Source organism: Rothia halotolerans (assembly GCF_004136635.1).
Taxonomy (GTDB): domain Bacteria; phylum Actinomycetota; class Actinomycetes; order Actinomycetales; family Micrococcaceae; genus Rothia; species Rothia halotolerans.
On record NZ_NOIU01000003.1, the window covers coordinates 92,022 to 115,599 of the forward strand.

General features: G+C 71.5%; 24 protein-coding genes and 1 tRNA gene. 22 read left to right on the forward strand and 3 right to left on the reverse strand.

The genetic code is table 11. From position 1 onward, the window contains the following. Window positions 1-25: 25 nt before the first annotated feature. From EWV39_RS10205 to ilvA, 18 genes are all read left to right on the forward strand, one after another. On the forward strand, window positions 26-1,333 hold the full coding sequence (locus tag EWV39_RS10205) for a thymidine phosphorylase (RefSeq protein WP_129659535.1): 1,308 nt from the start codon (window positions 26-28) through the stop codon (window positions 1,331-1,333). Between the two features lie 85 nt (window positions 1,334-1,418). After that, the gene (locus EWV39_RS10210) at window positions 1,419-3,074 is read left to right on the forward strand and encodes a hypothetical protein (protein ID WP_129659538.1); all 1,656 of its coding nucleotides are present in this window, start codon (window positions 1,419-1,421) and stop codon (window positions 3,072-3,074) included. Between the two features lie 28 nt (window positions 3,075-3,102). After that, entirely contained in the window at window positions 3,103-4,329 is a 1,227-nt protein-coding gene (locus tag EWV39_RS10215) for an adenosine deaminase (protein ID WP_420329961.1), read from the forward strand. Continuing rightward, window positions 4,326-5,219, forward strand: coding sequence for a MazG nucleotide pyrophosphohydrolase domain-containing protein (locus EWV39_RS14155; protein WP_238148287.1), 894 nt, complete (start codon window positions 4,326-4,328; stop codon window positions 5,217-5,219). Before EWV39_RS10215 ends, EWV39_RS14155 begins: the two co-directional genes overlap by 4 nt. Before the next feature lie 136 nt (window positions 5,220-5,355). Beyond that, the gene (gene eno / locus EWV39_RS10225; protein ID WP_129659541.1) at window positions 5,356-6,645 is read left to right on the forward strand and encodes a phosphopyruvate hydratase; all 1,290 of its coding nucleotides are present in this window, start codon (window positions 5,356-5,358) and stop codon (window positions 6,643-6,645) included. A 251-nt stretch (window positions 6,646-6,896) separates the two neighbouring features. Next, on the forward strand, window positions 6,897-7,520 hold the full coding sequence (locus EWV39_RS14240) for an FtsB family cell division protein (RefSeq protein ID WP_129659544.1): 624 nt from the start codon (window positions 6,897-6,899) through the stop codon (window positions 7,518-7,520). 51 nt (window positions 7,521-7,571) lie between these two features. Next, window positions 7,572-8,159, forward strand: coding sequence for a DUF501 domain-containing protein (locus EWV39_RS10235; protein ID WP_129659547.1), 588 nt, complete (start codon window positions 7,572-7,574; stop codon window positions 8,157-8,159). Window positions 8,160-8,199: 40 nt separating this feature from the next. After that, a complete protein-coding gene (locus tag EWV39_RS10240; RefSeq protein WP_129659550.1) occupies window positions 8,200-9,168 on the forward strand; it encodes a Ppx/GppA phosphatase family protein in 969 nt (322 codons plus the stop codon). Window positions 9,169-9,172: 4 nt separating this feature from the next. Continuing rightward, entirely contained in the window at window positions 9,173-10,564 is a 1,392-nt protein-coding gene (locus EWV39_RS10245; protein WP_129659553.1) for a S8 family serine peptidase, read from the forward strand. A 167-nt stretch (window positions 10,565-10,731) separates the two neighbouring features. Further along, window positions 10,732-12,120 carry an NAD(P)/FAD-dependent oxidoreductase gene (locus EWV39_RS10250; RefSeq protein ID WP_129659556.1) on the forward strand — a complete coding sequence of 463 codons (1,389 nt, stop codon included), beginning with the start codon at window positions 10,732-10,734 and terminating at the stop codon, window positions 12,118-12,120. A gap of 86 nt (window positions 12,121-12,206) precedes the next feature. Beyond that, a tRNA-Leu gene (locus EWV39_RS10255) sits at window positions 12,207-12,280 on the forward strand. A gap of 140 nt (window positions 12,281-12,420) precedes the next feature. After that, window positions 12,421-12,936 carry a hypothetical protein gene (locus EWV39_RS10260; protein WP_129659559.1) on the forward strand — a complete coding sequence of 172 codons (516 nt, stop codon included), beginning with the start codon at window positions 12,421-12,423 and terminating at the stop codon, window positions 12,934-12,936. A 2-nt stretch (window positions 12,937-12,938) separates the two neighbouring features. After that, a complete protein-coding gene (locus EWV39_RS10265; RefSeq protein WP_129659562.1) occupies window positions 12,939-13,181 on the forward strand; it encodes a hypothetical protein in 243 nt (80 codons plus the stop codon). 356 nt (window positions 13,182-13,537) lie between these two features. Further along, a complete protein-coding gene (locus tag EWV39_RS10270; protein ID WP_129659565.1) occupies window positions 13,538-13,744 on the forward strand; it encodes a hypothetical protein in 207 nt (68 codons plus the stop codon). 90 nt (window positions 13,745-13,834) lie between these two features. Further along, a complete protein-coding gene (locus EWV39_RS10275; protein WP_129659568.1) occupies window positions 13,835-14,128 on the forward strand; it encodes a TM2 domain-containing protein in 294 nt (97 codons plus the stop codon). Window positions 14,129-14,703: 575 nt separating this feature from the next. Further along, a complete protein-coding gene (locus tag EWV39_RS10280) occupies window positions 14,704-15,507 on the forward strand; it encodes a Bax inhibitor-1/YccA family protein (RefSeq protein ID WP_129659571.1) in 804 nt (267 codons plus the stop codon). Between the two features lie 109 nt (window positions 15,508-15,616). Next, the gene (locus tag EWV39_RS10285; protein WP_129659574.1) at window positions 15,617-16,951 is read left to right on the forward strand and encodes an AI-2E family transporter; all 1,335 of its coding nucleotides are present in this window, start codon (window positions 15,617-15,619) and stop codon (window positions 16,949-16,951) included. Window positions 16,952-16,996: 45 nt separating this feature from the next. Beyond that, window positions 16,997-18,247, forward strand: a complete 1,251-nt coding sequence (gene ilvA / locus EWV39_RS10295; protein WP_129659576.1) for a threonine ammonia-lyase — start codon at window positions 16,997-16,999, stop codon at window positions 18,245-18,247. A gap of 209 nt (window positions 18,248-18,456) precedes the next feature. On the opposite strand, the gene greA is transcribed toward ilvA, so the two are convergent. Continuing rightward, window positions 18,457-18,957 (reverse strand): transcription elongation factor GreA, encoded by a 501-nt coding sequence (gene greA / locus EWV39_RS10300; RefSeq protein ID WP_129659579.1) that lies wholly within the window; start codon window positions 18,955-18,957, stop codon window positions 18,457-18,459. A gap of 170 nt (window positions 18,958-19,127) precedes the next feature. Further along, window positions 19,128-19,544, reverse strand: a complete 417-nt coding sequence (locus EWV39_RS10305) for a DUF4307 domain-containing protein (protein WP_238148288.1) — start codon at window positions 19,542-19,544, stop codon at window positions 19,128-19,130. A gap of 137 nt (window positions 19,545-19,681) precedes the next feature. Between EWV39_RS10305 and mca the strand changes: the two genes are divergently transcribed. Together mca and EWV39_RS10315 are read left to right on the forward strand one after the other, a co-directional pair. Continuing rightward, complete coding sequence (mca, locus tag EWV39_RS10310) at window positions 19,682-20,686, forward strand: mycothiol conjugate amidase Mca (protein WP_420329962.1); 1,005 nt, start codon at window positions 19,682-19,684, stop codon at window positions 20,684-20,686. Between the two features lie 8 nt (window positions 20,687-20,694). Continuing rightward, on the forward strand, window positions 20,695-21,036 hold the full coding sequence (locus EWV39_RS10315) for a hypothetical protein (RefSeq protein WP_129659586.1): 342 nt from the start codon (window positions 20,695-20,697) through the stop codon (window positions 21,034-21,036). A gap of 77 nt (window positions 21,037-21,113) precedes the next feature. On the opposite strand, the gene trhA is transcribed toward EWV39_RS10315, so the two are convergent. Continuing rightward, window positions 21,114-21,935 carry a PAQR family membrane homeostasis protein TrhA gene (trhA, locus tag EWV39_RS10320; protein WP_129659589.1) on the reverse strand — a complete coding sequence of 274 codons (822 nt, stop codon included), beginning with the start codon at window positions 21,933-21,935 and terminating at the stop codon, window positions 21,114-21,116. A 302-nt stretch (window positions 21,936-22,237) separates the two neighbouring features. Between trhA and EWV39_RS10325 the strand changes: the two genes are divergently transcribed. Both EWV39_RS10325 and EWV39_RS10330 read left to right on the forward strand, forming a co-directional pair. Continuing rightward, a complete protein-coding gene (locus tag EWV39_RS10325) occupies window positions 22,238-22,999 on the forward strand; it encodes an isoprenyl transferase (protein ID WP_129659592.1) in 762 nt (253 codons plus the stop codon). 15 nt (window positions 23,000-23,014) lie between these two features. Beyond that, complete coding sequence (locus EWV39_RS10330) at window positions 23,015-23,551, forward strand: hypothetical protein (RefSeq protein ID WP_129659595.1); 537 nt, start codon at window positions 23,015-23,017, stop codon at window positions 23,549-23,551. Window positions 23,552-23,578 lie beyond the last annotated feature (27 nt).

The window sequence follows — 23,578 nt, forward strand, 5'->3', positions numbered from 1 at the left end:
AGCGGCACGAGACGAGGAGGAGCGCATGACCGAGGCATTCGACGCCGTCGAGGTGATCCGGCGCAAGCGGGACGGGGAGCGGCTGGCCCCGGAGCAGATCGACTGGGTCATCGACGCCTACACCCGCGGCGTCGTCGCGGAGGAGCAGATGTCCGCGCTGGCGATGGCGGTGTTCCTCAACGGGATGGAGCGCGGGGAGATCGCCCGGTGGACCCGCGCCATGATCGCCAGCGGGGAGCGGCTCGACTTCTCGCCCATCCTGGGCCCCGGCGGCAAGGTCGCCACGGCGGACAAGCACTCGACCGGCGGGGTGGGGGACAAGATCACCCTGCCGCTGGCTCCGCTGGTGGCGGTCTACGGCGTCGCGGTCCCGCAGCTCTCCGGGCGGGGGCTGGGGCACACCGGCGGCACGCTGGACAAGCTCGAGTCGATCCCGGGCTGGCGCGCCGAGCTCTCCCACGCGGAGGTGCTCGAGATGCTCGGCGGGATCGGCGCCGTGATCTGCGCCGCCGGGGCCGGCCTGGCGCCGGCGGACAAGAAGCTCTACGCTCTGCGGGACGTCACCGCGACGGTCGAGTCGATCCCGCTGATCGCCTCCTCGATCATGTCCAAGAAGATCGCGGAGGGCACCGACTCCCTGGTGCTCGACGTCAAGGTGGGCAGCGGCGCCTTCATGAAGGACGAGGAGCGGGCCCGGGAGCTGGCGCGCGTGATGGTCGAGCTCGGCGAGGAGGCGGGGGTGCGCACCTCCGCCCTGCTCACGGAGATGTCCGTCCCGCTGGGGGCGAGTGTGGGCAACGCGATCGAGGTCGAGGAGTCCGTGGAGGTCCTGGCCGGGGGAGGGCCGGGCGACGTCGTCGAGCTCACCGTGGCGCTGGCCCGCGAGATGCTGGCCGCCTCCGGGATCGGGGAGGACCCGGCCGAGGCCCTGGCGGACGGCCGGGCGATGGACGTCTACCGGCGCATGATCCGGGCCCAGGGCGGGAACCCGGACGCCGCCCTGCCGACGGCGCGCGAGTCCCACCAGGTGCTGGCCCCGTCCGACGGCGTCCTCTCCCGCCTCGACGCCCTGGCCGTGGGCACCGCCTCGTGGCGGCTCGGGGCGGGGCGGGCCCGCAAGGAGGACGCGGTGCAGGCCGGCGCGGGGGTGCGCCTGCACGCGAAGCCGGGGGACCGCGTCGCGCGCGGGCAGCCGCTGATGACCCTCCTGACCGACACCCCCGAGAGGTTCCCCCGGGCCGTGGAGGCGCTGGAGGAGGGCTTCACCGTGACGGAGGGGGATTCCGCCGATGTCGAACGGCGGCTGATCCTCGATAGACTGTCGGCAGAATAGAAGGTCGGACGGCCCGCTATTGAGGGATCGGAAGTCGAGTGCGTCGGCGACGACGCGGAAGTCTAGGTGAGTTGTGGCATTCAAAATGTTCCGTAAGAATTCGCAGGACGATCAGTTCGACGAGCAGCGGCAGTCGGATGAATCGCCCATGACGAGCGGCTCCGCCCCCTCAGCGTCGGCCTCCGGCACCCGTGAGCCGCTTCCGGCCGGCAACGGGCTGCCCGAGCTCGTGGACCTGATGGACCGTGAGGGGGCCCACGTCCTCCAGCTGGACCAGCACGGCAACGAGATGACCGCGCACCTCGACCCGGGCGAGAAGCCCGAGCGGAAGAGCGTCGTGGACACCGAGTCCCCGTGGTTCGACGCCGTCGCCTCCCTCTACACCGCGGCCCAGGCCAGCGAGCGCGGCCCGTGGCGCCGGGTGGAGATCATGGTCTCCACGGTGCGCGATGGCGCCCGGACGGTGGAGATCGAGTACACCTTCCCCGACTCCGACCGCCAGCAGCGCGAGGCGTACACCCAGCGGGTCGAGTTGGAGCGCGAGGACGCCTCCGCGGACGCCGCCCCGCAGCCCGAGGCCCCGGACGCGGCGCCGACGCCGGCCGGGTCCTCCGCCCCCGCCTCCTCCGAGGCCCCAGCCTTCGCCGGGACCTCCGGCTCGTCCGGGCCCTCCGCCCCCGCCGAGGCAGCCGGTTCATCCGAGACCCCCGCCCCCGCCGAGGCCTCCTCGGACAGCGCCCTGGCCGCCCTCGCCGCCGACGCGGACCGCCGCCACGACGAGGCGGGCTCCCCGGCCGAACCCGAGCCCGGCCTCGCCGGCGACGCGCCGGCCCGGGACGAGTCCTCGGCCTCCGCCGCCGGGGAGCAGGACCCCGCGAGCGACGACGCCGTCTACGTCTCCTCCGACGAGCCGCAGGCCCCCGCCGAGGAGCGGGAGGTGCTCGGCACACCGGAGCCCCGCGACGAGGCGGAGGCCCCCGCGCCGGTCGACGCCGCCCTGGAAGGCCGCGCCGCCGAGGCTCCCGCCGCTTCCGGCGAGGCGGCCCCCGCCGCTTCCGGCGAGGCGGCCCCCGCCGCCGACGCCGCCTCGGTCCCGGACGCCCCGGCCCCCGACGCCGCCCCGGCCCACGCCGGATCCCCGGCGGACTCGGCAGAGGCCCCGGCCGGTGCGGCCTCCGCGCTGCCCGCATCCGCCCCCGCCACGGCCGACCACGCCGACGTCGCCCCCTCCTACGCCGCCCCCGCGCGCGTGGAGAAGCCCTCCGAGACCCACCTGGCCGACGGCAACCTGGTGCTCACCGAGTCCGCCGTCCTGCAGCGGCTCGGCGAGGCCCAGGCGGCGCTCTTCGGCCCCGGCGGCTCGGCGCGGGACGTCTCCAGCGTCCTGATCCGGGTCCGCGCCCTGGGCTCGTACTACGACGCCCTGACCCACGTGCGCCGCGACGGCACCTGGGAGCAGCGCAGGACCTTCGAGCTGATCCCGGAGGAGGCGCTGCACATCCTGGACCTCAAATCCGACTCCTACCTGGAGGGCAGCGGATCGCCGGTGGCCATGATGTTCCGGTTCACCCCGGGGATCCCGCCGCAGGTCTCCTTCGACTACCAGGACGAGGAGAGCTTCGTGAAGTACCGCGACCGCCTCCCGGCCCAGCAGTACATCGAGGAGCTGCGGCTCTTCCCCCGCACCGGCGTCAACATCCCCGAGCACATGAACGAGGCACTGACCCAGTGGAGCCTGTAGGCCCCCGACGCAGCACCGGGGTCGCGCCGTGAGCGCGGTCTCCACGGAGGATCTGCCGCATCGCAGCCTGGCCGCCTCGCGGCTGGCCCGGCTGCCCAAGGTGTGCCTCCACGACCACCTGGACGGCGCGCTGCGACCCGCCACCGTGGCGGAGCTCGCCGCCGAGTGCGGCCACGCCCTGCCCGAGCGCGAGCCGCAGGCCCTGCGCCGCTGGTTCGCCGAGTCCGCCGACTCCGGCTCCCTGGTCCGGTACCTGGAGACCTTCGAGCACACGGTCGCGGTCCTGCAGACCGCCTCCGCGCTGGAGCGCGCCGCGCAGGAGTACGTGCTCGACGCCGCGGAGGACGGCGTCGTCTACGCCGAGGTCCGCTGGGCCCCTGAGCAGCACCAGCGCTCCGGCCTGAGCCTGGAGGACGCGGTGGCCGCGGTGGCCCGGGGTCTCGCGGAGGGCGAGGCCGCCGCCGCGCGCCGCGGCGCCGCCGTCACCGTCCGGCAGATCCTCTGCGCCATGCGGCACGCCGAGCGGTCCCTGGAGATCGCGCGGCTCGCCACGGCCAGCCGGGCCCTCGGCGTCGTCGGCTTCGACCTCGCCGGGCCGGAGGACGGCCACGCCCCCTCGGCCCACCGGGAGGCGCTGCGGCACTGCGCGGAGCACTTCCTGCCGGTCACCCTGCACGCCGGCGAGGCGGCGGGCACCGGCTCGATCCGCGAGGCGGTGCTGGAGGGCCGCTCCCTGCGCCTGGGCCACGGCGTCCGCATCCTGCGGGACGTCTCCGCCGGGCCGGAGGGCGCGGCCCTGGGGGAGAACGTCTCGCGGTTCCCCGGCAACGGACACTCCCGTCCCGACGCCGAGGGCCTCGCCCTGGGGGACCTGGCGGCCTGGGTGCGGGACCGGGGCATCGCGCTGGAGCTGTGCCCCTCCTCCAACCTGCAGACCGGGGCCGCACCGCGGGTCGCGGACATCGCCTCCTCTGCGGACGGGGAGGGGGCCCGCCCCGCCGCCGAGTACCGCGAGCATCCGGTGGAGCTGCTGCGCGCGCTGGGCTTCACCATCACGATCAACCCGGACAACCGCCTGATGAGCGGGACCTCCATGACGCACGAGTTCGTGCGCCTGAAGGAGGAGTTCGGCTACGGCACGGAGGACTTCCTGGAGGTGACCATGAACGCCGCCCTCGCCGCGTTCCTGCCGGCGGACCGGAAGAACGAGCTGGTCGAGCAGGTGCTCGCGGGCTACTCGGGAGCCGGGGCGTGAGCCGCGCGGGAGCCGCCTTCGAGCGCCTCGTGGAGCTCATGGACGGCCTGCGCTCGCCGGGAGGCTGCCCCTGGGACGGCGAGCAGACGCACCGCTCCTTGGTCCGCTACCTCATCGAGGAGTCCTACGAGGTCGTCGAGGCGATCGAGGCCCCGGACGGCGTGGACCGGACGCTGCTGAGGGAGGAGCTCGGGGACGTCCTGCTCCAGGTGGTCTTCCACTCCCGCATCGCGGAGGAGACCCCGGCGGAGTCCGGAGGGTTCGACGTCGCCGCGGTCGTGGAGCAGCTCAACGCCAAGCTGGTCCGGCGGCACCCGCACGTCTTCGGCGACGAGCCCGACCCGGACGCCGCAGGGGAGGAGCCCGTGGACGAGCGCCGGCTCGAGCGGCTGACCCGCCGCTGGGACGCCATCAAGCGCGAGGAGAAGCCCGAGCGCTCGGACCCCTTCGACGGGATCCCGCCCGCCCTGCCCGCGCTGGCGCTGGCCGAGAAGACCCTGAGCAAGGCCGCCAAGGCGGGGCTGCCGCTGCCTGCGCCCGCTCCGATCCCGGCCCGTGAGGACGCCGACTCGCCCGGGGCCCGTCCGGACGCCGCCGAGACGGCCGCCGATGCCGTGGCCGGAAGACCCGACGCCGACGACGCCGCGGCCGGGCCGACCGGCGCCGCCTCCGAGCCCCGTCCGTCCCGGCCTCTTCCCCCGGAGCCCGGCAGCGAGATCTCGCCCGAGTCCGTCGCGGCGGCCGGCCGGGAGGAGGCCGAGCGCCTGCTCGGCGAGGAGCTGCTGGCCCTGGCCGTCCGGGCCCGCACCCTCGGCGTCGACCCCGAGCGCGCCCTGCGCGGCGCCGTCCGGCGGTTCACGGCGACTTCACGCCCCGTTGGGAAAGTGTGAATACGCCTGTGTTCGTGTGGGAAATTGATATGATCGTTCCCGGGAGCCGCGCCACGCGGGTTCAGAATCGCGCGGCGAGTCACTAGGCTCAACCACGAGAAGCCACTTATCCTTACCGACCCAGAGGAGATGCCCCATGGCTATCATCATCGACATCCACGCCCGCCAGATCCTGGACTCCCGCGGCAACCCGACCGTCGAGGTCGAGGCGCTGCTGGAGGACGGCAGCTTCGGCCGCGCGGCGGTCCCCTCGGGCGCCTCCACCGGCGAGTTCGAGGCGGTCGAGCGCCGCGACGGGGACAAGGGGGTCTACCAGGGCAAGGGCGTCCTGGAAGCCGTCCAGGCCGTCGTCGACGAGATCTCCGAGGTGGTCATCGGCCTCGATGCGACCGACCAGCGCCTGGTCGACGCCGCCATGCTCGAGCTGGACGGCACCGACAACAAGGGCAAGCTCGGCGCCAACGCGATCCTGGGCGTCTCCCTCGCCGTGGCCCGCGCGGCCGCCGAGGCCTCCGAGCTGCCGCTCTACAAGTACCTGGGCGGCCCCAACGCCCATGTGCTGCCCGTGCCGATGATGAACATCCTCAACGGCGGCTCCCACGCCGACTCCAACGTGGACATCCAGGAGTTCATGATCGCCCCGATCGGCGCCCCGACCTTCTCGGAGGCGCTGCGCTACGGCGCCGAGGTCTACCACCAGCTGAAGTCGGTGCTGAAGGAGCGCGGCCTGGCCACCGGCCTGGGCGACGAGGGCGGCTTCGCCCCCAGCCTGGGCTCCAACGCCGAGGCGCTGGACCTGATCCTCGAGGCCATCGAGAAGGCCGGCTATACCCCGGGCAAGGACCTCGCGCTGGCCCTCGACGTCGCCTCCTCCGAGTTCTACGACGCCGAGTCCGGCACCTACGCCTTCGAGGGCGGGAAGAAGACCGCCGAGGAGATGACCTCCTACTACTCCGACCTCGTGGCCAAGTACCCGCTGGTCTCGATCGAGGATCCGCTGGACGAGGACGACTGGGACGGCTACCGGACCATCACCGCCGAGCTCGGCGGGAAGGTCCAGATCGTCGGCGACGACCTCTTCGTGACCAACCCCGAGCGCCTGGGGAAGGGCATCGAGATCGGCGCCGCCAACGCCCTGCTGGTCAAGGTCAACCAGATCGGCTCGCTGACCGAGACCTTCGACGCGATCTCCCTGGCGCAGACCAACGAGTTCCGCTGCATGGTCTCGCACCGCTCCGGCGAGACCGAGGACACCACGATCGCCGACATCGCCGTGGCCACCAACGCCGGGCAGATCAAGACCGGCGCCCCGGCCCGCTCGGAGCGCGTGGCCAAGTACAACCAGCTGCTGCGCATCGAGGAGGAGCTGGGCAAGGCCGCGACCTACGCCGGCGCCGCCGCGTTCCCGCGCTTCTCCGCGAAGTAGCTCAACGCCGCTGAGGCGCGTGGGGCCCCGCCTCAGCCGGAGGATCATCCGGCTGAGGCGGGGCCCGACGCCGTCCCGGCCTCATCCCCGGACCGCGACGCCGCAGGCCCCGCCTCTCCTCCCGGCCGGGCCGTCTCTGCCTCGTCACCGCCCTGAGGCCCCGTGTCGCCCGTCCGGCCGGCTGGAGCGAACCTGGCCCGAGGGTTAGGTACAGTGAGGATGCATCAGCAACCGATGGAGAGGACGGCCCCGTGAAGAATCCCCTGCCCCGGGGCCTCCGGCTGCCCCAGCGGATGCGCCGGCGCGCGGACGATCGGCCCGAGCCCGCGGAGGGCGCCGGCCCGGAGCCGGGCGGCTCGGCCGGCAGGCGTCCCCGGACCGCGCGGAAGCGCCCCGCCGGAGCGGCCCCCGCCGGGCGCGCCCCGTCCGAGGGCACCGGCAGCGGCTCCCTCGGCGCCGAGGACTGGTCCGAGGAGCGGGGGGCGATGCAGCCGGTCGCGGCCCGCTCGTTCTCCGGCCGGACCGTGCTGCTGCTCCTGGTCGTCATCGCCCTGGTGGTGCCGCTGGCCCCCACCGTCCACCGCTACTTCGCGCAGCAGGCGGAGATCTCGGCGCTCGAGCAGGACATCGAGAGCCTCAAGTCCGAGCAGCAGCAGCTGAAGGACCAGGAGGACCTGTGGAAGCAGGACTCCTACGTGGAGCAGCAGGCCCGCGAGCGGCTCTCCTACGTCCGGCCGGGCGAGACGCCGTACCTGGTGGTCGGCGGCGAGGACGAGGGGACCGAGGCCAACACCTCCTCCGCCGAGGCCGTGACCTCGGAGGACCCGGGCTGGGCCGGGAAGCTCTGGGAGTCGCTGAACGATCCGGCCTCCTAGAGGCGCTCCGCGCACCCGCTGCACATCGACGCGACGAACCGAAGGACCACGGTGACCACTCCCTCCACAGACCACGTGCCGCACGGCTACGGAGCCAGCGCGGACACCCTCGCGCCGACCTCCCTGGACCTGCTGGTGCTCTCCCGCCAGCTGGGACGGCAGGTGCGCGACGTCGTCGAGGTCCCGGCCCGCTGCGTGTGCGGCAACCCGCTGGTCGCGGCGACGGCGCCCCGGCTCTCCAACGGCTCGCCCTTCCCCACGGTCTTCTACCTCGCGCACCCGGTGGCCACCCAGGCCGCCTCCCGCCTGGAGGCGGCCGGGCTGATGTACCGCATGACGGACCGGATCGCCGAGGAGCCGGAGACGGCACGCGCCTACGAGGCGGCGCACCGGAACTACCTCGCCGAGCGGGAGCGGGTCGGGCGCGCGGCCGGGATCGGAGAGGTGCCCGAGATCGAGGGCATCTCCGCCGGCGGCATGCCCAGCCGCGTCAAGTGCCTGCACGCCGTCCTCGGCCACACCCTCTCCGTGGGACCCGGCGTGAATCCCTTCGGAGACGAGACCCTCGAGGCGATCGGGCAGTGGTGGACGCCCGAGCGGTGCGCCTGCGACCCGGCCTGGCGCGAGCCCAGGGACTGACCGAACGCCCCCACCCGACCCCCAGGAGGTTCGAGACATCATGCGCGTAGGCGCCATCGACTGCGGCACCAATTCCATCCGGCTGCTCATCGCCGACCTCGAGGAGGCCCCCGGGGGCCCGGTCGCGGTGCGCGACGTCGTGCGCGAGATGCGGGTGGTCCGCCTCGGCGCGGGCGTCGACGCGACCGGATGGCTCTCCCAGGAGGCCCTGGACCGCACCTTCGCCGCCGTCGACGACTACGCGGCTGCCCTGAAGGAGCACGACGTGCAGCGCGTGCGCATGGTGGCCACCAGCGCGACCCGCGACGCCGGCAACCGGCAGATCTTCACCCGCGGGATCCGCGAGCGCCTCGGCATCGATCCCGAGGTCATCTCCGGGGCCGAGGAGGCCCGGCTGTCCTTCCTGGGCGCGGCCTCCGCCGTGGACCCCTCCTACGAGGGGCGCGACCTGGTGGTGGACATCGGCGGCGGCTCCACGGAGTTCGTGCTGGGCGATCGCGCCGGGGTCATCGGCTCGACCTCGGTGAACATCGGCTGCGTCCGGCTGACCGAGCGCTACCTGAGCTCCAACCCGCCCTCGCGCTCGCAGGTCGAGCGGCTGATCGGCGACGTCGACGCCGCCGTCGCCACCGCCCTGGAGACGGTGCCGATCGCGACGGCCACCCGCCTGGTCGGCGTCGCCGGCTCGGTCACCACCGTGACGGCGCAGGCCCTGGGCCTGGCGGAGTACGACGCCGAGCGCATCCACGGCACCGAGCTTCAGATGGACCGGACGATCGACGCCGCCCACGCCCTGACCCGGATGACCCGCGCCGAGCGGGCCGAGCTGGGGTTCATGCACGAGGGCCGGGTGGACGTCATCGGCGCCGGCGCCCAGATCTGGGCGCGCATCATCGAGCGGGTCAACGAGCTGACCCACGGCCGGGTGGACGCGACCGTGACCAGCGAGCACGACATCCTCGACGGCATCGCTCTCTCCCAGGTGGGGGAGCGGGAGCGGAAGAGGTAGTGCCATGGCCCCGCCGACGCGCCGCAGCCGCCTGACCGGCACCGCCAGGACGGCGGTCGCCGCCGCGCTCGCGCTGGGCGCGGCCCTGCTGGTCCCGGGAGCCGCCCAGGCGGTCCCGGGCCGGCAGCCGGCGCCCCTGCCCTCGGTGCCCATCATCGAGGAGGACCGCTCCGGCGACGGGGTCCGCGCCCAGGAGTACTGGCTGGACGACTACGGCTTCCGCGAGGCCTGGGGGAAGAGCACGGGCGAGGGCGTCAAGGTCGCGGTGATCGACACCGGCGTGGACGGGAACCACCCGGACCTGAAGGGCAACGTGGCCAAGGGCTCGGACGCCTCCGGCGGCGGCTCGGCCGACGGCTGGGAGGGCCTGGGCGCCGAGCCCGAGCACGGCACGCTGGTCGCCTCGATGATCGCCGCGCACGGGCACTCCGAGTCCGGGGTCTCGGCGGAGGGGAAGGAGCCCGGCAAGCCGGGGGGGATGATCGGGGTGGCCCCCGAGGCGGAGATCATCCCGATCTCCCTCTGGATCGGCACGGAGAACCCCGGCGGGGTCTCGGTCGAGGACCAGGTGCCGCGGGCCGTCCGCTCGGCGGTGGACGCCGGGGCCGAGGTGATCAACCTCTCGGTCGGCTCCTCCAAGACCTCGTGGCCGGAGTCCTGGGACGACGCCTTCGAGTACGCCCAGGACCACGACGCCGTGGTGGTCGCCTCCGCGGGCAACCGGGGGAGCGGGGTCACCCAGGTGGGCGCCCCCTCGACGATCCCCGGCGTGGTCTCCGTGGGCGGGGTGGACCGCCAGCGGGTGCAGTCCGAGGAGTCCTCGGCGCAGGGCATCTCGATCGCGGTGGCGGCCCCCAGCGAGGACCTGATCGGGGCGATGCCGGGCGACGGCTACGGGCTGTGGTCGGGCACCTCCGCCTCGGCGCCGATGGTCTCCGGCCTGGTGGCCCTCATGAGGGAGCGCTACCCGGACGACTCCGCGGCGCAGATCGTCCAGCGGCTGATCACCACCGCGGAGGACCGCGGGGCCAAGGGCCGCGATCCCCAGTACGGCTACGGCGTGATCGACCCGGAGGCGGCGCTGACCCGGGAGGTCGACGTCGCCTCGGTCACCGAGAACCCGCTCGGCAGCGTCGCGGAGTGGGCCAGCATCCACCGCCGCACGGTGCCCTCGGAGGCCGCCGAGGCGGACGCCCGGGAGCCCGCCCCCGAGCACGAGGAGGGGGAGAGCCTCGCCGCCGTCCCGCCGCCCGAGCCCGCCGCGCAGGGGACCTCCCTGCCGCGGCTGCTGCCGATCGCGCTGATCGGGGCCTTCGGCCTGTGGGTGGGGGTCCTCGCCGCGGGCGCCGTCGTCAAGATCCGCCGCACGGCACGCATGTCGCGGGGCGCCGAATAGCCACAGACGCGGCCTAGTGGCAGTATGGTGCGGAGTGAACAGTGGTCTCCGATGGGGCGGGCCCGCCTTCTTCGACGGAGGCGGGTGCGGCCTGTCCCGCGGTGCGCTCGGCCGAACGGGCTGACCGCATCTCACCCGAGCAATACCAAGGAAGTAGCATTTCAATCATGGCTTTCAAGCAGCTGACGAATGATCGTCCCCGCATCCTGGTCGTGGGCGGTGGCTATGTGGGCTTCACCGTGGCCTCCAAGATCCAGAAGGCCGTCAAGGCCTCCGGCGGCGTCGTGACCGTCGTCGATCCCAACCCCTACATGACCTACCTGCCCTTCCTCCCGGAGGTCGCGGGCGGGAACATCGAGGCGCGCCACGCCGTGGTCCCGCTGCGTCAGCACCTGCCCGACTCCGAGATCCTCACCGCCCGGGTCGAGAAGGTCGACCACGCGAACAAGAAGGCGACCGTCCGCGGCGTGGACAACGGGGACTCCTACGAGCTGGCCTACGACCAGATCGTCATCGGCGCCGGCTCCGTGACCCGCGCGTTCCCGATCCCGGGACTCGGCGAGTCCGCGATCGGCATGAAGGCCATCGAGGAGGCCGAGCACGTCCGCAACTGGGTGCTCCAGCGCCTCGAGGTCGCCGCCCTGCTCAAGGACGAGGCCGAGCGCCGCCGCGCCCTGACCTTCGTGGTCGTCGGCGGCGGGTTCGCCGGCGTCGAGACCGTGGCGGAGATCGAGGACATGGCCCGCGCCGCCGTCGAGCGCAGCGACTTCCTCCGCGTCTCCGACCTGCGCTTCGTCATGGTCGAGGCCATGGGCCGCATCATGCCCGAGGTCCCCGAGTCCCGCGCCGAGTCCGTGGTGGCGCACCTGCGCTCCCGCGGCATCGAGGTGCTGCTGAACACCTCCCTCGGCGAGGTCGTGGACAACACCACCCTCAAGCTGGTCAACATGGCCGACAAGTCCTCCGCCGGCGAGATCGAGGCCGACACCCTGATCTGGACCGCGGGCGTCCAGGCCGCTCCGTTCCTGAAGGAGAGCGACCTCCCCCTCGACGAGCGCGGCCGCCTCCGCGTGGGCGCCGACCTGCGCGTGACCGGCGACGAGGGCCCCCTCGAGGGCGCCTGGGGCGCCGGCGACAGCGCCGCGGTCCCGGACCTGACCGGCGCCGGCCCCGGCGGCTTCTGCGTCCCGAACGCCCAGCACGCCTCCCGCCAGGCCGTCCGCCTGGCCAAGAACCTGCTGGCCTCCCGCAACGGCGGGCAGCTGCAGGACTACTACCACGAGAACCTCGGCGCCGTCGCCGGCCTGGGGTTCCTCAAGGGCGTCGCCAACGTCAAGGGGAAGTCCTTCGAGGGCCCGCTGGCCTGGCTCATGCACCGCGCCTACCACGGCTACGCCATCCCCACCGTGGAGCGGACCGCACGCGTCGCCGCGAACTGGGCGCTCAGCGCGGTCTTCGGCCGCGACACCGCCCCGATCCGGCACCTGCGCCAGCCGCGCCTGTCCTTCCAGAAGGCCACCGGCGGCTCCGCCGACACCAAGAAGGCCCGCCTCTGAGGCAGGCCCCGGTCTTCCGGCAGAAGCGTCCGCGCTGACGGACGGGCCCCGTTCCCCGCCTCCCGGCAGGGGAGCGGGGCCGTTCTGCCCCAGTAGCCCAATCGGCAGAGGCGGCGGACTTAAAATCCGCGCAGTGTGGGTTCGAGTCCCACCTGGGGCACCCCTCCACGGCCCCGGAAGATCAGGCATCGCGCCCGGTCTTCCGGGGCCGTTCCGGCATCCATGGAGGGTGGCTGACCGCCATTGCTCGTCCAAAATCGTGGCAACGGTAGTCGGACCTTTCCGCTATGCTCAGAAATCGTGTCTACGAATCGAGTAAGCCTGCCGCCTCCCCGGTGGTTCATCCTCCTGGTCGCGTTCCCCCTCATCTTCATCCCATTGCTTCTGGCTGGCGGTGTACTGGGGCTGATCATCTGGGCGTTCTTGGGGCTTGATGAGCATGGCTGGAGCGTGGCCGGTGAGATTACTCGTAACGTCTCCGGGGTCGCCACGCTGGTCGGAGCGCTCATCACGGTGTGGATGCTGAATCGCACAAATCGTGCGCGTGCTCGAGAAGCGGCAAGCGCCAACTTCCGCGAACAGATGCAGTGGGCGGCAGAACGGATCTATACTGAGGACGAGGTGGCGCAGTCTTTCGCCCTTGCCATCATCGATAAGTACGCTGAACAAGCGAGGCTAGATAGGGGCTTGCTCTCATCAGATGACAAGGCCATGGCACTCGAGATGCAGTGGGTGGCGGACAACATCACGAATCCCGAGACGCTTGAAAATATAATCCCGCGCGACGATGATGAAGACATCAGCAAGGAGGGCTAGGTATGACCGGTACCAACCATGCCTCGCAGACTGATCGGCGTATCGCAACACCGGCTCAGATGCAGCGGAATGCTCGCGTCTTGAACGGCCATTTGCGTGCCGAGATGCATCGTGAGGTCTCAAGCCGTAGCGCAGCCCAATCGCAGAAGCCGCAGGATGACTGGATGAGCAGCGTCCGCGACATGGTGCGACAGGCAACTCGCGTGATCAGAAAGGATCCCCTCGGCTCGCTGTTCGGCCGATAGGAGTGCAGGAAGCCCCTCGGAACCTCCGGGGGGCTTCTTCGTGCCTCGCGTCGTCGTCGCATGGTCTCGAAGTCGATGACGTTCGTCTTCGGCGTCGGCTCCTCGGGGGAGGGGGCTGGCGTCTGTGGGTCATGTGTGGGTGTCTCAGCGGCCCAGAGGGCGCCGGCGACGCGAGTTGGCAGTGTCGGTGCGCATTTCGTCCATGACGTGCTGGTAGCGGGGTAGTATCGAAGTGATGGGCCACATGGGCAAGGTCTGCTCCAAACGAGGAGCTGGCCGGGCTCTTCGGAGTCTGCCCGGTGACTGCTGTCCTGGATCAGTCTCTCCGCGAGATAGTCGAGTAGGCTAGCGGCATCGTGCTCGAGGATGAGATCAAGTTTCCGGAGGATCTTGGGGTCAAGAACTATGAGCCTGCCCATGCCAGACCGTTCAGCGACGAGGTTGAGCCGTTCGAAGAGATGGAAGGCTTCGACCACCCGGGCATCGGCGTGATCGCTGAGGGTGAGCAGCCCGAAGTGCCCCTTTACCATACTGGTGCGAGGGCGTTTTGTCGTTATGTCTAAGATGCTTGGCTAGGCAGATTGTTACGTCTCATTAGGACGAACACCGGTATACTTCAGTGGTCTTTTCACTCATGAACTCCTGGAGGAACGATGGCTGACGCCACCGCAATCACCGCCGCGCAGATGGCATACGACAACGAGAAGAAGGAATCGGTGCCGATGTGGCTCCTGTGGTGGTTTACCGGTGTCTTAGGTGGGCACCGTTTCTACCTCGGGGATACCGGGTATGCGCTCGGGATGCTGTTCACCCTGGGCGGCTTCGGCTTCTGGGCTCTGATCGACGCGTTCATGATCAGTGGCCGTCGCCGGAACATCAACTCCAGAAAGCAGCAGGAGATCTTCCAGCGCTACGGTCTGACCCCGATCGCAGCACCTGCCCAGTAGTAAGACGAAGAACTGATGTTGGCGAGGCCCCACCGTATGGTGGGGCCTCGTGACGTTCTAGAGAAGGGCGTCGTCGAATATTGCACACTATCGACGGGTATGATCTGGGTTGGATGGAGCCGCGCTCTTCTCACGACTGATCGTCTTCCTTACCGTTGTTGGCCTGCATGAGGGCGTATTCGGACAATCCTAAAGAGGTAGGGGAAACTCGGAGCTCTCTTGGGCTCATCCCCCGGAGGGCCAGGCTTTACGTCCGACCTTCCGGGGCCGTTCCGTATCCGCGGACGGTGGGTGACAGCCATTACGCGCCTCGCCGTCGCTATATGCCTTCACCCCCTCGACGCTTGCCCTCCCCCGTTCCACCGATGTGGGCAGGAGCAGTAAAGGGCTCTGATACGGCCAGGAGCGGGGAAAACTCCCGATCCGGCACGTTTCCCTGCGCGTTCCCAGGTAATCAACGGCCCGGACGGCTGACGAACAACCGTTGAACTGTAAAATAGAGGGAAGGCCGGTCCACTGGCGCACCGCGCCCGTGTCGCCCATTCGCGAATCCACCACAGAATTGAGGAATCCCCATGGGACGTGGCAACCCGCTCATCAAGCGCATGAACTCCGATGCGCACAAGAACCACACGCCCGCCTACTCCGGCGGCGGCCAGGCGCTCGCGACCGATCCGCAGCAGCTGAACGACCTCTACAACGCCCCCTCGGCCACCGCCGCGGACACCCAGCGGGCGACGATGAACGACGTCGTCGTCAAGTGCCTCATCCTCCTGGGCCTGGTGGTGGCGGGCGGCGCCGTCGGGTGGGTGATCCCCGCCGTCGGCATGATCGGCGCGCTGGCCGGGTTCGTCCTGGCGATGGTCGTCATCTTCAAGAAGAAGACCTCGCCCGGGCTGATCATGGCCTACGCGGTGTGCCAGGGCCTGGCCCTGGGCGCCATCTCCCGCATGTTCGAGACGATGTTCAGCGGCATCGTCCTGATGGCCATCGTCTCCACCCTGATCGTCTTCGTCGGGATGCTCGCCCTCTACGCCAAGGCCGGCATGCGCATCGGCGGCAAGGTCGCCGCGATCCTGGGCATCGGCATGATCGCCTACCTCGCGTTCATCATCGGCAACCTGATCTTCGGCGCCTTCACCGGCGGCTCGATGCGCGACGTCGAGGTCTTCGGCATCCCGCTGGGGATCATCGGCCTGGTCGCGGTCGTCATGGCCGCCCTGTGCCTGGTGATGGACTTCCAGGAGATCGACGGCGCCCTGCGCGCCGGCGTGCCGGAGAAGGAGTCCTGGCGTCTGGCCTTCGGCCTGATGGTCACCCTGATCTGGCTCTACGTGGAGATCCTGCGCCTGCTCAGCTACTTCATGAGCGACGACTGACCGTCCCCAGCCTCCTCCGCCCTCACCGGCGGCCCCCGCGACGACGCCGGGCACGATGCACGTCATCGATGCGCCGGCGTCGTCGTCCGTTCTGCTTAGAATGAGGGTCATGACTTCTACCCAGGCATCCTCCAGCGGGACTCCGCCGACGTCGGGCACCTCCGACGGGCGGGGCCCCGCTCTCCGGTCCCGAGGGGCGCAGGACGTCCCCTACGGCATCACCACCGCCGCCGCATGGTCATGGCGGGTCCTGATCATCCTCGCGATGGCGGGCGTGATCGTGTGGCTCTCCCGCCCGATCAGCACCGTCATCATCTCGGTGGCGGTGGCGGCCCTGCTGGCGGGGCTGCTCTACCCCGCCGTGCGGTGGCTGCGGAAGCGGCGGGTCCACGCGGGGATCGCCACCGCGATCACCGAGGTCGGGGCGATCATCCTGGTGGTGGGCCTGCTCGCGCTGGTGGGCCAGCAGCTGGTGGTCGGGTTCTCCGAGCTCTCCGACCAGGTGGTCGCCGGCTACCAGCAGCTCATGACCTGGCTCTCGGAGGGCCCGCTGCACCTGTCGGTGGAGCAGGTGGACAACGCGATCAACTCGCTGATCGAGACCGTCCGCAACAACTCCCAGCAGCTGCTCACCGGCGCGGCGGCCGTGGGGTCCACGGCCGGCGAGGTGGGCACCGGCCTGCTGATCACGCTGTTCACGCTCATCTTCTTCCTGCTCGAGGGCGAGCGCATCTGGCTGTTCCTGGTCAAGCTCTTCCCCCAGCAGGCCCGGCGCGCGGTCAACGGCGCCGGCCGCCGCGGCTGGCACTCGCTGGTCTCCTACGCCCGCATCCAGGTGTTCGTGGCCTTCGTCGACGCCGTCGGCATCGGCCTCTCGGCCTTCTTCCTGGGGGTGCCCCTGGCCTTCCCGCTGGGCGTGCTCGTCTTCCTCGGATCCTTCATCCCGGTCATCGGCGCCGTGGCGACGGGCGCGGTCGCCGTCCTGCTGGCGCTGGTCGCCAACGGCCCGTTCAATGCCCTGCTCATGCTGCTCATGGTGCTGCTGGTCCAGCAGATCGAGTCCCACATCCTGCAGCCGCTGGTGATGGGCAAGGCCGTCTCCCTGCACCCGCTGGCCGTGGTGCTGGCCGTGGCCCTGGGCTCCATGGTGCTGGGGATCGTCGGCGCGCTGTTCGCGGTGCCGGTCATGGCGGTGCTGAACACCGTGGTCAGGTACCTGGCCGGCCGTCAGTGGGAGCACGACACCCAGATCCGCGCCGAGCCCTTCAAGTACCCCTGGGAGATCGCGCGGGAGTCCAAGAAGACGGCGGCCCAGCGGGTCAAGGACAGGATCTCGCGCGGCGAGTCGAAGAAGGACGCCGAGGAGGCGGAGCACCCCGCCGCGGCGTCCCAGCAGCCGGGAGACGGGGAGGCGGCCTCCGCGCGCACGACGTCGGAGGACTAGTCTCGTAGGGGGGCGCGACGGTCCGCGCCCGGTAAGGACTCAAGCATGCATCATCTGGAGAATCTCCCGGTCACCATCCAGGACATCGAGGCGGCGGCGAAGCTGCTGGAGGGGATCACCGAGGTCACCCCGGTCGCCCACTCCCGCGCGCTCGAGCGGGAGATCGGGTCCCCCGTGCACCTGAAGGCGGAGAACCTGCAGCGCTCGGGCTCGTTCAAGGTCCGAGGGGCCTACACCCGGATGGCCAAGCTCTCCGAGGAGGAGAAGGCGGCCGGCGTCGTCGCGGCCTCGGCGGGCAACCACGCCCAGGGGGTGGCGCTCGCCGCCTCCAAGCTGGAGATCTCGGCCAGGATCTACATGCCCAAGGGCGCGGCCCTGCCGAAGATCGCGGCGACGCAGAGCCACGGCGCCGAGGTCATCCTGCACGGGAGCACCGTGGACGAGGCGCTGGCGGAGGCGAAGCGCTACGCCGATCAGGTCGGCGCCGTCTTCGTCCACCCCTTCGACAACCCGGACATCATCGCCGGCCAGGGCACGCTCGGGCTGGAGGTCATCCGGCAGGTGCCGGACGTGGAGACCATCATCACCGGCGTCGGCGGCGGAGGGCTGCTGGCGGGGGTCGCGATCGCCGCCAAGGCGCACGAGGCCCGCACCGGCCGGAGGATCCGCGTGATCGGGGTCCAGGCGGAGCACGCCGCGGCCTACCCGCCCTCGCTGGCCGCGGACGCGCTCGTGCCGCTCAAGCGGGTCTCGACCATCGCCGACGGCATCGCGGTGGGGCGGCCGGGCCAGCTGCCCTTCTCCATCATCAAGGAGCTGGTGGACGACGTCGTGACCGTCTCCGAGGACGGCCTCGCCCGCGCCCTCATCTTCCTCATCGAGCGCAACAAGCTGGTGGTCGAGCCCGCCGGGGCGGTGGGCGTCGCGGCGCTGCTCGACGGCGAGCTCACCGAGCGCTACGGCGACCTGGGCTCCACGGTGTGCCTGCTCTCAGGCGGCAACATCGACCCGATGCTCATGCTCAAGGTGATCCAGCGGGGGCTCTCGGCGGCGGGACGCTACCTGACCATCAAGATCATGCTCACGGACCGCCCCGGCGAGCTCGCGACCATCTCGCGGGTCATCGCCGAGTGCGACGCCAACGTGACCGGCGTCGACCACACGCGGGTGGGCGGCTCGCTCTCGATGGGGGACGTCTCGATCACCATCGACATGGAGACCAAGGGCAACGAGCACAGCGACGAGGTGCTGCGGGCCCTGGAGGCCGAGGGACTGCAGCCCATCGTGGTCTCCTAGGCCGGGTGCCGGGTGCCGGGTGCCGGGTGCCGGGTGCCGGGTGCCGGGTCTTGGGCGCCGCGCCACCAGCGCTCGCTCGCAGGATCCCTGAGCCTAGGCGTCAGCCCCGCGCTGTTCCTCGCGGCCCCATGGGCGGGGACGACGAAGGCCGCGACCCCTCGGGTCGCGGCCTTCGCGCATCCTCGGCCGGGCGCTGAGGCCCGCCGCGGTCAGTAGGGCTTGGCGGAGATCACCTTGAGGGTGATGTCCTTGCCGTTGGGGGCCTCGTAGGTCAGCTGGTCGCCGACGCGGTGCCCGTTGATGGCCTGGCCCATGGGGGACTTCTCGCTGAAGACCTGGATGTCCTGGTCGCCCACCAGCGTGTCCGCGACCTCCCGGCTGCCCAGCAGGAAGGTCAGGGTCCTGCCGCTGATCTCGGCCTCCACCAGCATCCCGGGCTCGACGACGCCGTCGTCCGCCGGCTTCTGGCCGACCTCCGAGTGCTCGATGAGGTACTTCAGCTGCGCGATGCGCCCCTCGTTCTTGCCCTGCTCCTCCTTGGCCGCGTGGTACCCGCCGTTCTCGCGCAGGTCCCCCTCCTCGCGGGCGGCCTCGATGCGGTCGACGATCTCCTGGCGCTTGGGGCCCTGGCGCTCCTCGAGCTCCGCCTGGAGCCGGTCGTAGGCCTCCTGGGTGAGCCAGGCGCCGGATTCGGTGGTTTCTTCAGACATAGTCGCTCCTCGGGGTGACGCCGCGGGACGTGTGTGCTCCCGCGGCCGGGGGGTCGGTCCCCGGTCACGTCGTTTCGGATAGATAAAACCCGCCACGGGATGCCCATGGCGGGATACGTCGGTCCTTCGAGTGTAACGAGTGACGCAGAGAACGTCAGAAGATTTCGCCGCTAGCTGTCACTCGGCCAGCAGGAGTCGACGGTCACCGTGTGGGCGGGGGAGGTGGTGAGCAGCTGCACGTGGTGCGCGGAGGTCCTGTTGCTCAGCTGGTCCTCGGGCACCTCGCCGATGCTGACCTCGTCCCAGCCGACGGTGGCGTGCTGGTCGTTCAGGGCCTGGACCGCGCAGGTCACCACGGCGTCGTCGTCCTTGGTCAGCTCGAAGTCCAGGCCCGCCTGGTCGGCGGACTCGATGTCGAAGCTGACCTCCTTGAAGGTGGGGGCGTCCGCGTCGGAGAGCGCGATCCAGGCGGCGAAGGCCGCCGAGACGATGATCGCGACGGCGGCGATGGCCAGCCAGGCGCGGGTGCCCAGCCGCTTCCTGGGGCGTTGCCTGCCGTAGCGCTGGTCTAGAGTGGGAGAGGTCAATTTCTCTGAGGGTGCCTGCCAGTCGAAGGGTGTACCGGCCGGGGCCGGGCACTGCGTCAGTGGTCACTGCACGGTGCCGTCCCGTGAGGGTATCGTGAACTCGTCACCATTGTATCGAAAGGATGGGGTGTCAGGCTGTGCCAGACCCGCAGGAACCGGCTTCGGCCGTCGTCTCCGACCATGCATCTTCTCGCCCGGACTTCTCCGGGCTGAGGATCCTCGCGATCCACGCGCACCCGGATGACGAGTCGAGCAAGGGCGCCGCCTCGATGGCGTACTACGCGGCGCACGGAGCGCGCGTGATGGTGCTCAGCTGCACGGGGGGCGAGCGCGGCTCGATCCTCAACCCCGGCGTCGAGGAGAATCCCCGCTCGCACTGGGACCTGCCCGGGCTGCGTCATCAGGAGATGGCGAACGCCCAGCGCGCGCTCGGCGTCGAGCACCGCTGGCTCGGGTTCACGGACTCCGGCCTGCCCGAGGGGGACCCCCTGCCGCCGCTGCCGTGGGGCAGCTTCGCGACGCTGCCCCTGGAGCGCGCCGCGGCGCCGGTCGTCGGCCTCGTGCGCAGCTTCAAGCCGCACGTGATCCTCTCCTACGACGAGAACGGCGGCTACCCCCACCCCGACCACATCATGTCCCACAAGGTCTCCATCGAGGCCTGGGACGCGGCGGGCGACGCCTCGCGCTACCCCGGCACGGGCGAGCCCTGGACGCCGGCGAAGCTCTACTACGACCGGGCCTTCAACGTGGACCGCTTCAAGGCCCTGCACGAGGCCCTCACGGAGCGCGGCATCCCCTCCCCGTACGCCGAGCGCCTGGCCCAGTGGGCCGAGTCGGAGCCGGAGGGCGCCCCGCCGGTCTCGCGGCACAGCACGACCACCCAGATCCCGTGCGCCGAGTTCTTCGACCAGCGCGACGCCGCCCTCGTCGCCCACGTCTCCCAGGTGGACCCGGACGGCTTCTTCTTCGCCGTGCCCACGGAGATCCAGCAGCAGGTCTGGCCCTGGGAGGACTACACGCTGGTGGAGAGCCGCGTGGAGACCACGACGCCGGAGGACGACTTCGGAGCCGGGATCGACTACGCCGCAGAGGGCGGGACGGCGGGTGCCGAGGGCGCCGGACGGAGCGCTGGGGCCCGATGAGCGCGGCGATGCTGAACGCCGCCGTGCTGTTCGCGGCGCCGGGGCAGGAGTCCCCGACCCTCAAGCCGGGTCTCGACCCGAATCAGGTGGCGCCCGGCACCATCGGATTCGTCGTCACCTTCATCCTGGTGGTGGCGGTGGTGCTGCTGATCCTGGACCACACGCGCCGTCAGCGGCGGATGAAGAACCGCTTCGACTACGCGATGGCCCGGGAGGCCGAGGAGCGGCGTGCCCGGGAGGAGGGCTCCGCCGGCGCCGCGGCCCCCTCCGGAGAGGCCGCCGACGCCGAGGACCGGGGCGGGCCCGAGGGCGAGGCGGGGGAGGCCCCGCGCGACCCCTCGGACCGCTAGGTCCGCGGACCGCCGCCCGGCTGCTCGGCCGGGCGGCCCGCGCACGCCGTGCCGCCCGGAGGGGGCCCGGCCCGCCCTCAGGCGTGCAGGGCGAACACGATGGCGACGTAGTGGCAGGCGAAGCCCAGGATCGTGCACACGTGGAAGAGCTCGTGGAAGCCGAAGACCCGCGGGGACAGATGCGGCCGCTTCAGGGCGTAGAACACCGCGCCGGTGATGTAGCACGCGCCCCCGGCCGCGATCAGCAGGGTGGCCACGGGGCTGACGCTCCAGAAGTCGCCCAGGTAGAACACCGCCATGAGCCCCATCACCACGTACAGCGGCGTGTAGAGCATCCGCGGCGCCTGGGTCCAGAAGACCCGGAAGACGATCAGCAGGAGCGCGCATCCCCAGATGCTCCACAGCAGCACGGCCGTCCTGGGCTGCGTCAGCATGACCAGCGCCAGCGGCGTGTAGGTCCCGGCGATGATGAGCGAGATGTTCGAGTGGTCCAGCCGCTTGAGCAGCAGTTGGGCCCGCGGGGACCAGTAGGCGCGGTGGTACATCCCCGAGACCCCGAAGAGGACGACGCTGGTCAGCGCGAACACCGCGCACGCGGCGGAGCGCTCGCCCCCGCCCGCCAGGACGATCAGCACGATGCCGGCGGCGAACGCCACCGGTGCGAAGGAGGCGTGCAGCCACCCGCGCCACAGCGGCTTGCGCTCGAGCACGTCGGCGAAGCGGTGCGCGGCGGAGCTGGCCACGTCCTCGGCGTAGGAGGCCGCGGCGCGCGTGGCGGAGCCGGCCCGGGCGCGCAGCTGCTCGGCCCGGCGCTCGAGGCGCTCGGCCTGCGCCAGCCGCCGGTGCGAGCGCCGGTCTCCGGCCCGCTCGCCCGTGTCCGCTCCGGACCCACCAGCCATGCATTCCCACCTTCCGAGGCGTCGTACGCACTCATCGTAGCGGGCGGGTCCGTGAGTTGCCTGGGGGCGGGCGCCCCTCCGGCCGCGAGCGCCCAGGCGGCAGCGAGCGTCCCGGCCGCCGCGGGCGCCCCTCCGTCCCGGGCGCCGCGCCCGCCGCGCCTGCCGCGAGCGTCCCGCCTGTGGACACGGCGGGAAGCACGCCGCGGGCGGAGTACGGTTAGACTGGTCCGGCCGTCCTCGTGCCCCGCTGCGGGCTCGGCGTCGGGCGGACAGCAGAGGAACCCGGATGGGGAAGGACGAGCATGAAGCTACCGAAGCCTCTCTACGCGATCTACGAACGCAGGCTCGTCTCGTCGATCCCCGCGGACCGGCTGCCCCGCCACGTGGGCGTGATGGTGGACGGCAACCGGCGCTGGGCCAAGCTTATGGGGGAGCCCACCAAGCACGGCCACCAGAAGGGGGCCGAGCGGATCGTCGAGTTCCTCGGCTGGTGCCGGGAGCTGGGGATCGACGTCGTGACCCTCTACATGCTCTCGACCGAGAACCTGAAGCGCCCCGCCTCGGAGCTGGGCGACCTGATGAGCGTGATCGACGACCTGCTCCAGCAGCTGGGCGAGAGCGGCACGGCCCGCCTCCAGCCGATGGGGGCCCTGGAACTCCTGCCCGAGGCGCTCTACCAGAACCTGCAGCGGGTGACCGAGCAGACCGCCGGTGCGCGGGGGCTGCACGTGAACATCGCGGTCGGGTACGGCGGCCGGCAGGAGATCGTCGACGCCGTCCGGGAGCTGCTCGGGGAGGCGGCGGACCAGGGGCGGGACATGCGCGAGGTCGCGCGGACCCTTCGCGCGGACGACATCTCGGGCTATCTCTACACCCGCGGCCAGCCGGACCCCGACCTGGTGATCCGCACCTCGGGGGAGCAGCGGCTCTCCGGGTTCATGATGTGGCAGTCGGCCTACTCGGAGTTCTACTTCTGCGAGGCGCTGTGGCCCGACTTCCGACGGGTCGACTTCCTGCGGGCCCTCCGCGACTTCGCGAGCCGCCAGCGGCGCTTCGGCTCCTGAGCGGGCGGGCCCGCCGTGCTGCGGCTGCTCGCCGGCTGGTGGTCCGACTCCGGAGGGGAGGGGACGGGAGCCCTCGCGGCGCTGCTGGGCGGGCTCTCGGTCCTGGCGGCGCTCGCCGTGGGGGCGCGGCTGGGCTGGTCCGACGCCGTCGGGCACCGGCTGCCCCGCCGGTGGGTCGATGCCCTCTACCCCCTGGCGGTGGCGCCCGCCGCGGCGGCCTTCCTCCTCGCGGGGAGGCCTGGGGCGCTGCTCGGCGGCCTCGCCGGGGCCCTCCTGCACGTCGCGGTCCCGCTCCTGGCGCGCTGCCTCTCGCCGGGGGCGGTGGGCCGGGGCGACGTCCGCCTGGCCCCGGCCCTGGGCGCGCTCCTGGGGCTCCTCTCCGTGCCGCACGCGGCGGCCGGACTGCTGCTGACCGCGCTGCTGGGCGGGCTGTGGGCGGCCCTGCTGGTCCTGGCCGGGCGGGCGAGGCCGGAGGACCGCCTCGCCCTGGGGCCGTGGATGCTGCTGGGCGCGGCGGCGGTCTGGCTGGCCGCCCCCGCGCGCCTGCTCTGAGCCGCCGGGCGGCTAGTAGGGTGGTCA

What these genes read in the sequence shown, in the direction of transcription:
- greA (WP_129659579.1), bottom strand. Translation starts at nt 18,957, where the DNA reads ATGTCTGAAGAAACCACCGAATCCGGCGCCTGGCTCACCCAGGAGGCC.
- EWV39_RS10245 (WP_129659553.1), top strand. Translation starts at nt 9,173, where the DNA reads ATGGCCCCGCCGACGCGCCGCAGCCGCCTGACCGGCACCGCCAGGACG.
- EWV39_RS10240 (WP_129659550.1), top strand. Translation starts at nt 8,200, where the DNA reads ATGCGCGTAGGCGCCATCGACTGCGGCACCAATTCCATCCGGCTGCTC.
- EWV39_RS10315 (WP_129659586.1), top strand. Translation starts at nt 20,695, where the DNA reads ATGCTGAACGCCGCCGTGCTGTTCGCGGCGCCGGGGCAGGAGTCCCCG.
- EWV39_RS10285 (WP_129659574.1), top strand. Translation starts at nt 15,617, where the DNA reads ATGACTTCTACCCAGGCATCCTCCAGCGGGACTCCGCCGACGTCGGGC.
- EWV39_RS10275 (WP_129659568.1), top strand. Translation starts at nt 13,835, where the DNA reads ATGGCTGACGCCACCGCAATCACCGCCGCGCAGATGGCATACGACAAC.
- trhA (WP_129659589.1), bottom strand. Translation starts at nt 21,935, where the DNA reads ATGGCTGGTGGGTCCGGAGCGGACACGGGCGAGCGGGCCGGAGACCGG.
- ilvA (WP_129659576.1), top strand. Translation starts at nt 16,997, where the DNA reads ATGCATCATCTGGAGAATCTCCCGGTCACCATCCAGGACATCGAGGCG.
- EWV39_RS10250 (WP_129659556.1), top strand. Translation starts at nt 10,732, where the DNA reads ATGGCTTTCAAGCAGCTGACGAATGATCGTCCCCGCATCCTGGTCGTG.
- eno (WP_129659541.1), top strand. Translation starts at nt 5,356, where the DNA reads ATGGCTATCATCATCGACATCCACGCCCGCCAGATCCTGGACTCCCGC.
- EWV39_RS10205 (WP_129659535.1), top strand. Translation starts at nt 26, where the DNA reads ATGACCGAGGCATTCGACGCCGTCGAGGTGATCCGGCGCAAGCGGGAC.
- EWV39_RS10265 (WP_129659562.1), top strand. Translation starts at nt 12,939, where the DNA reads ATGACCGGTACCAACCATGCCTCGCAGACTGATCGGCGTATCGCAACA.
- EWV39_RS10280 (WP_129659571.1), top strand. Translation starts at nt 14,704, where the DNA reads ATGGGACGTGGCAACCCGCTCATCAAGCGCATGAACTCCGATGCGCAC.
- EWV39_RS10325 (WP_129659592.1), top strand. Translation starts at nt 22,238, where the DNA reads ATGAAGCTACCGAAGCCTCTCTACGCGATCTACGAACGCAGGCTCGTC.
- EWV39_RS10210 (WP_129659538.1), top strand. Translation starts at nt 1,419, where the DNA reads ATGTTCCGTAAGAATTCGCAGGACGATCAGTTCGACGAGCAGCGGCAG.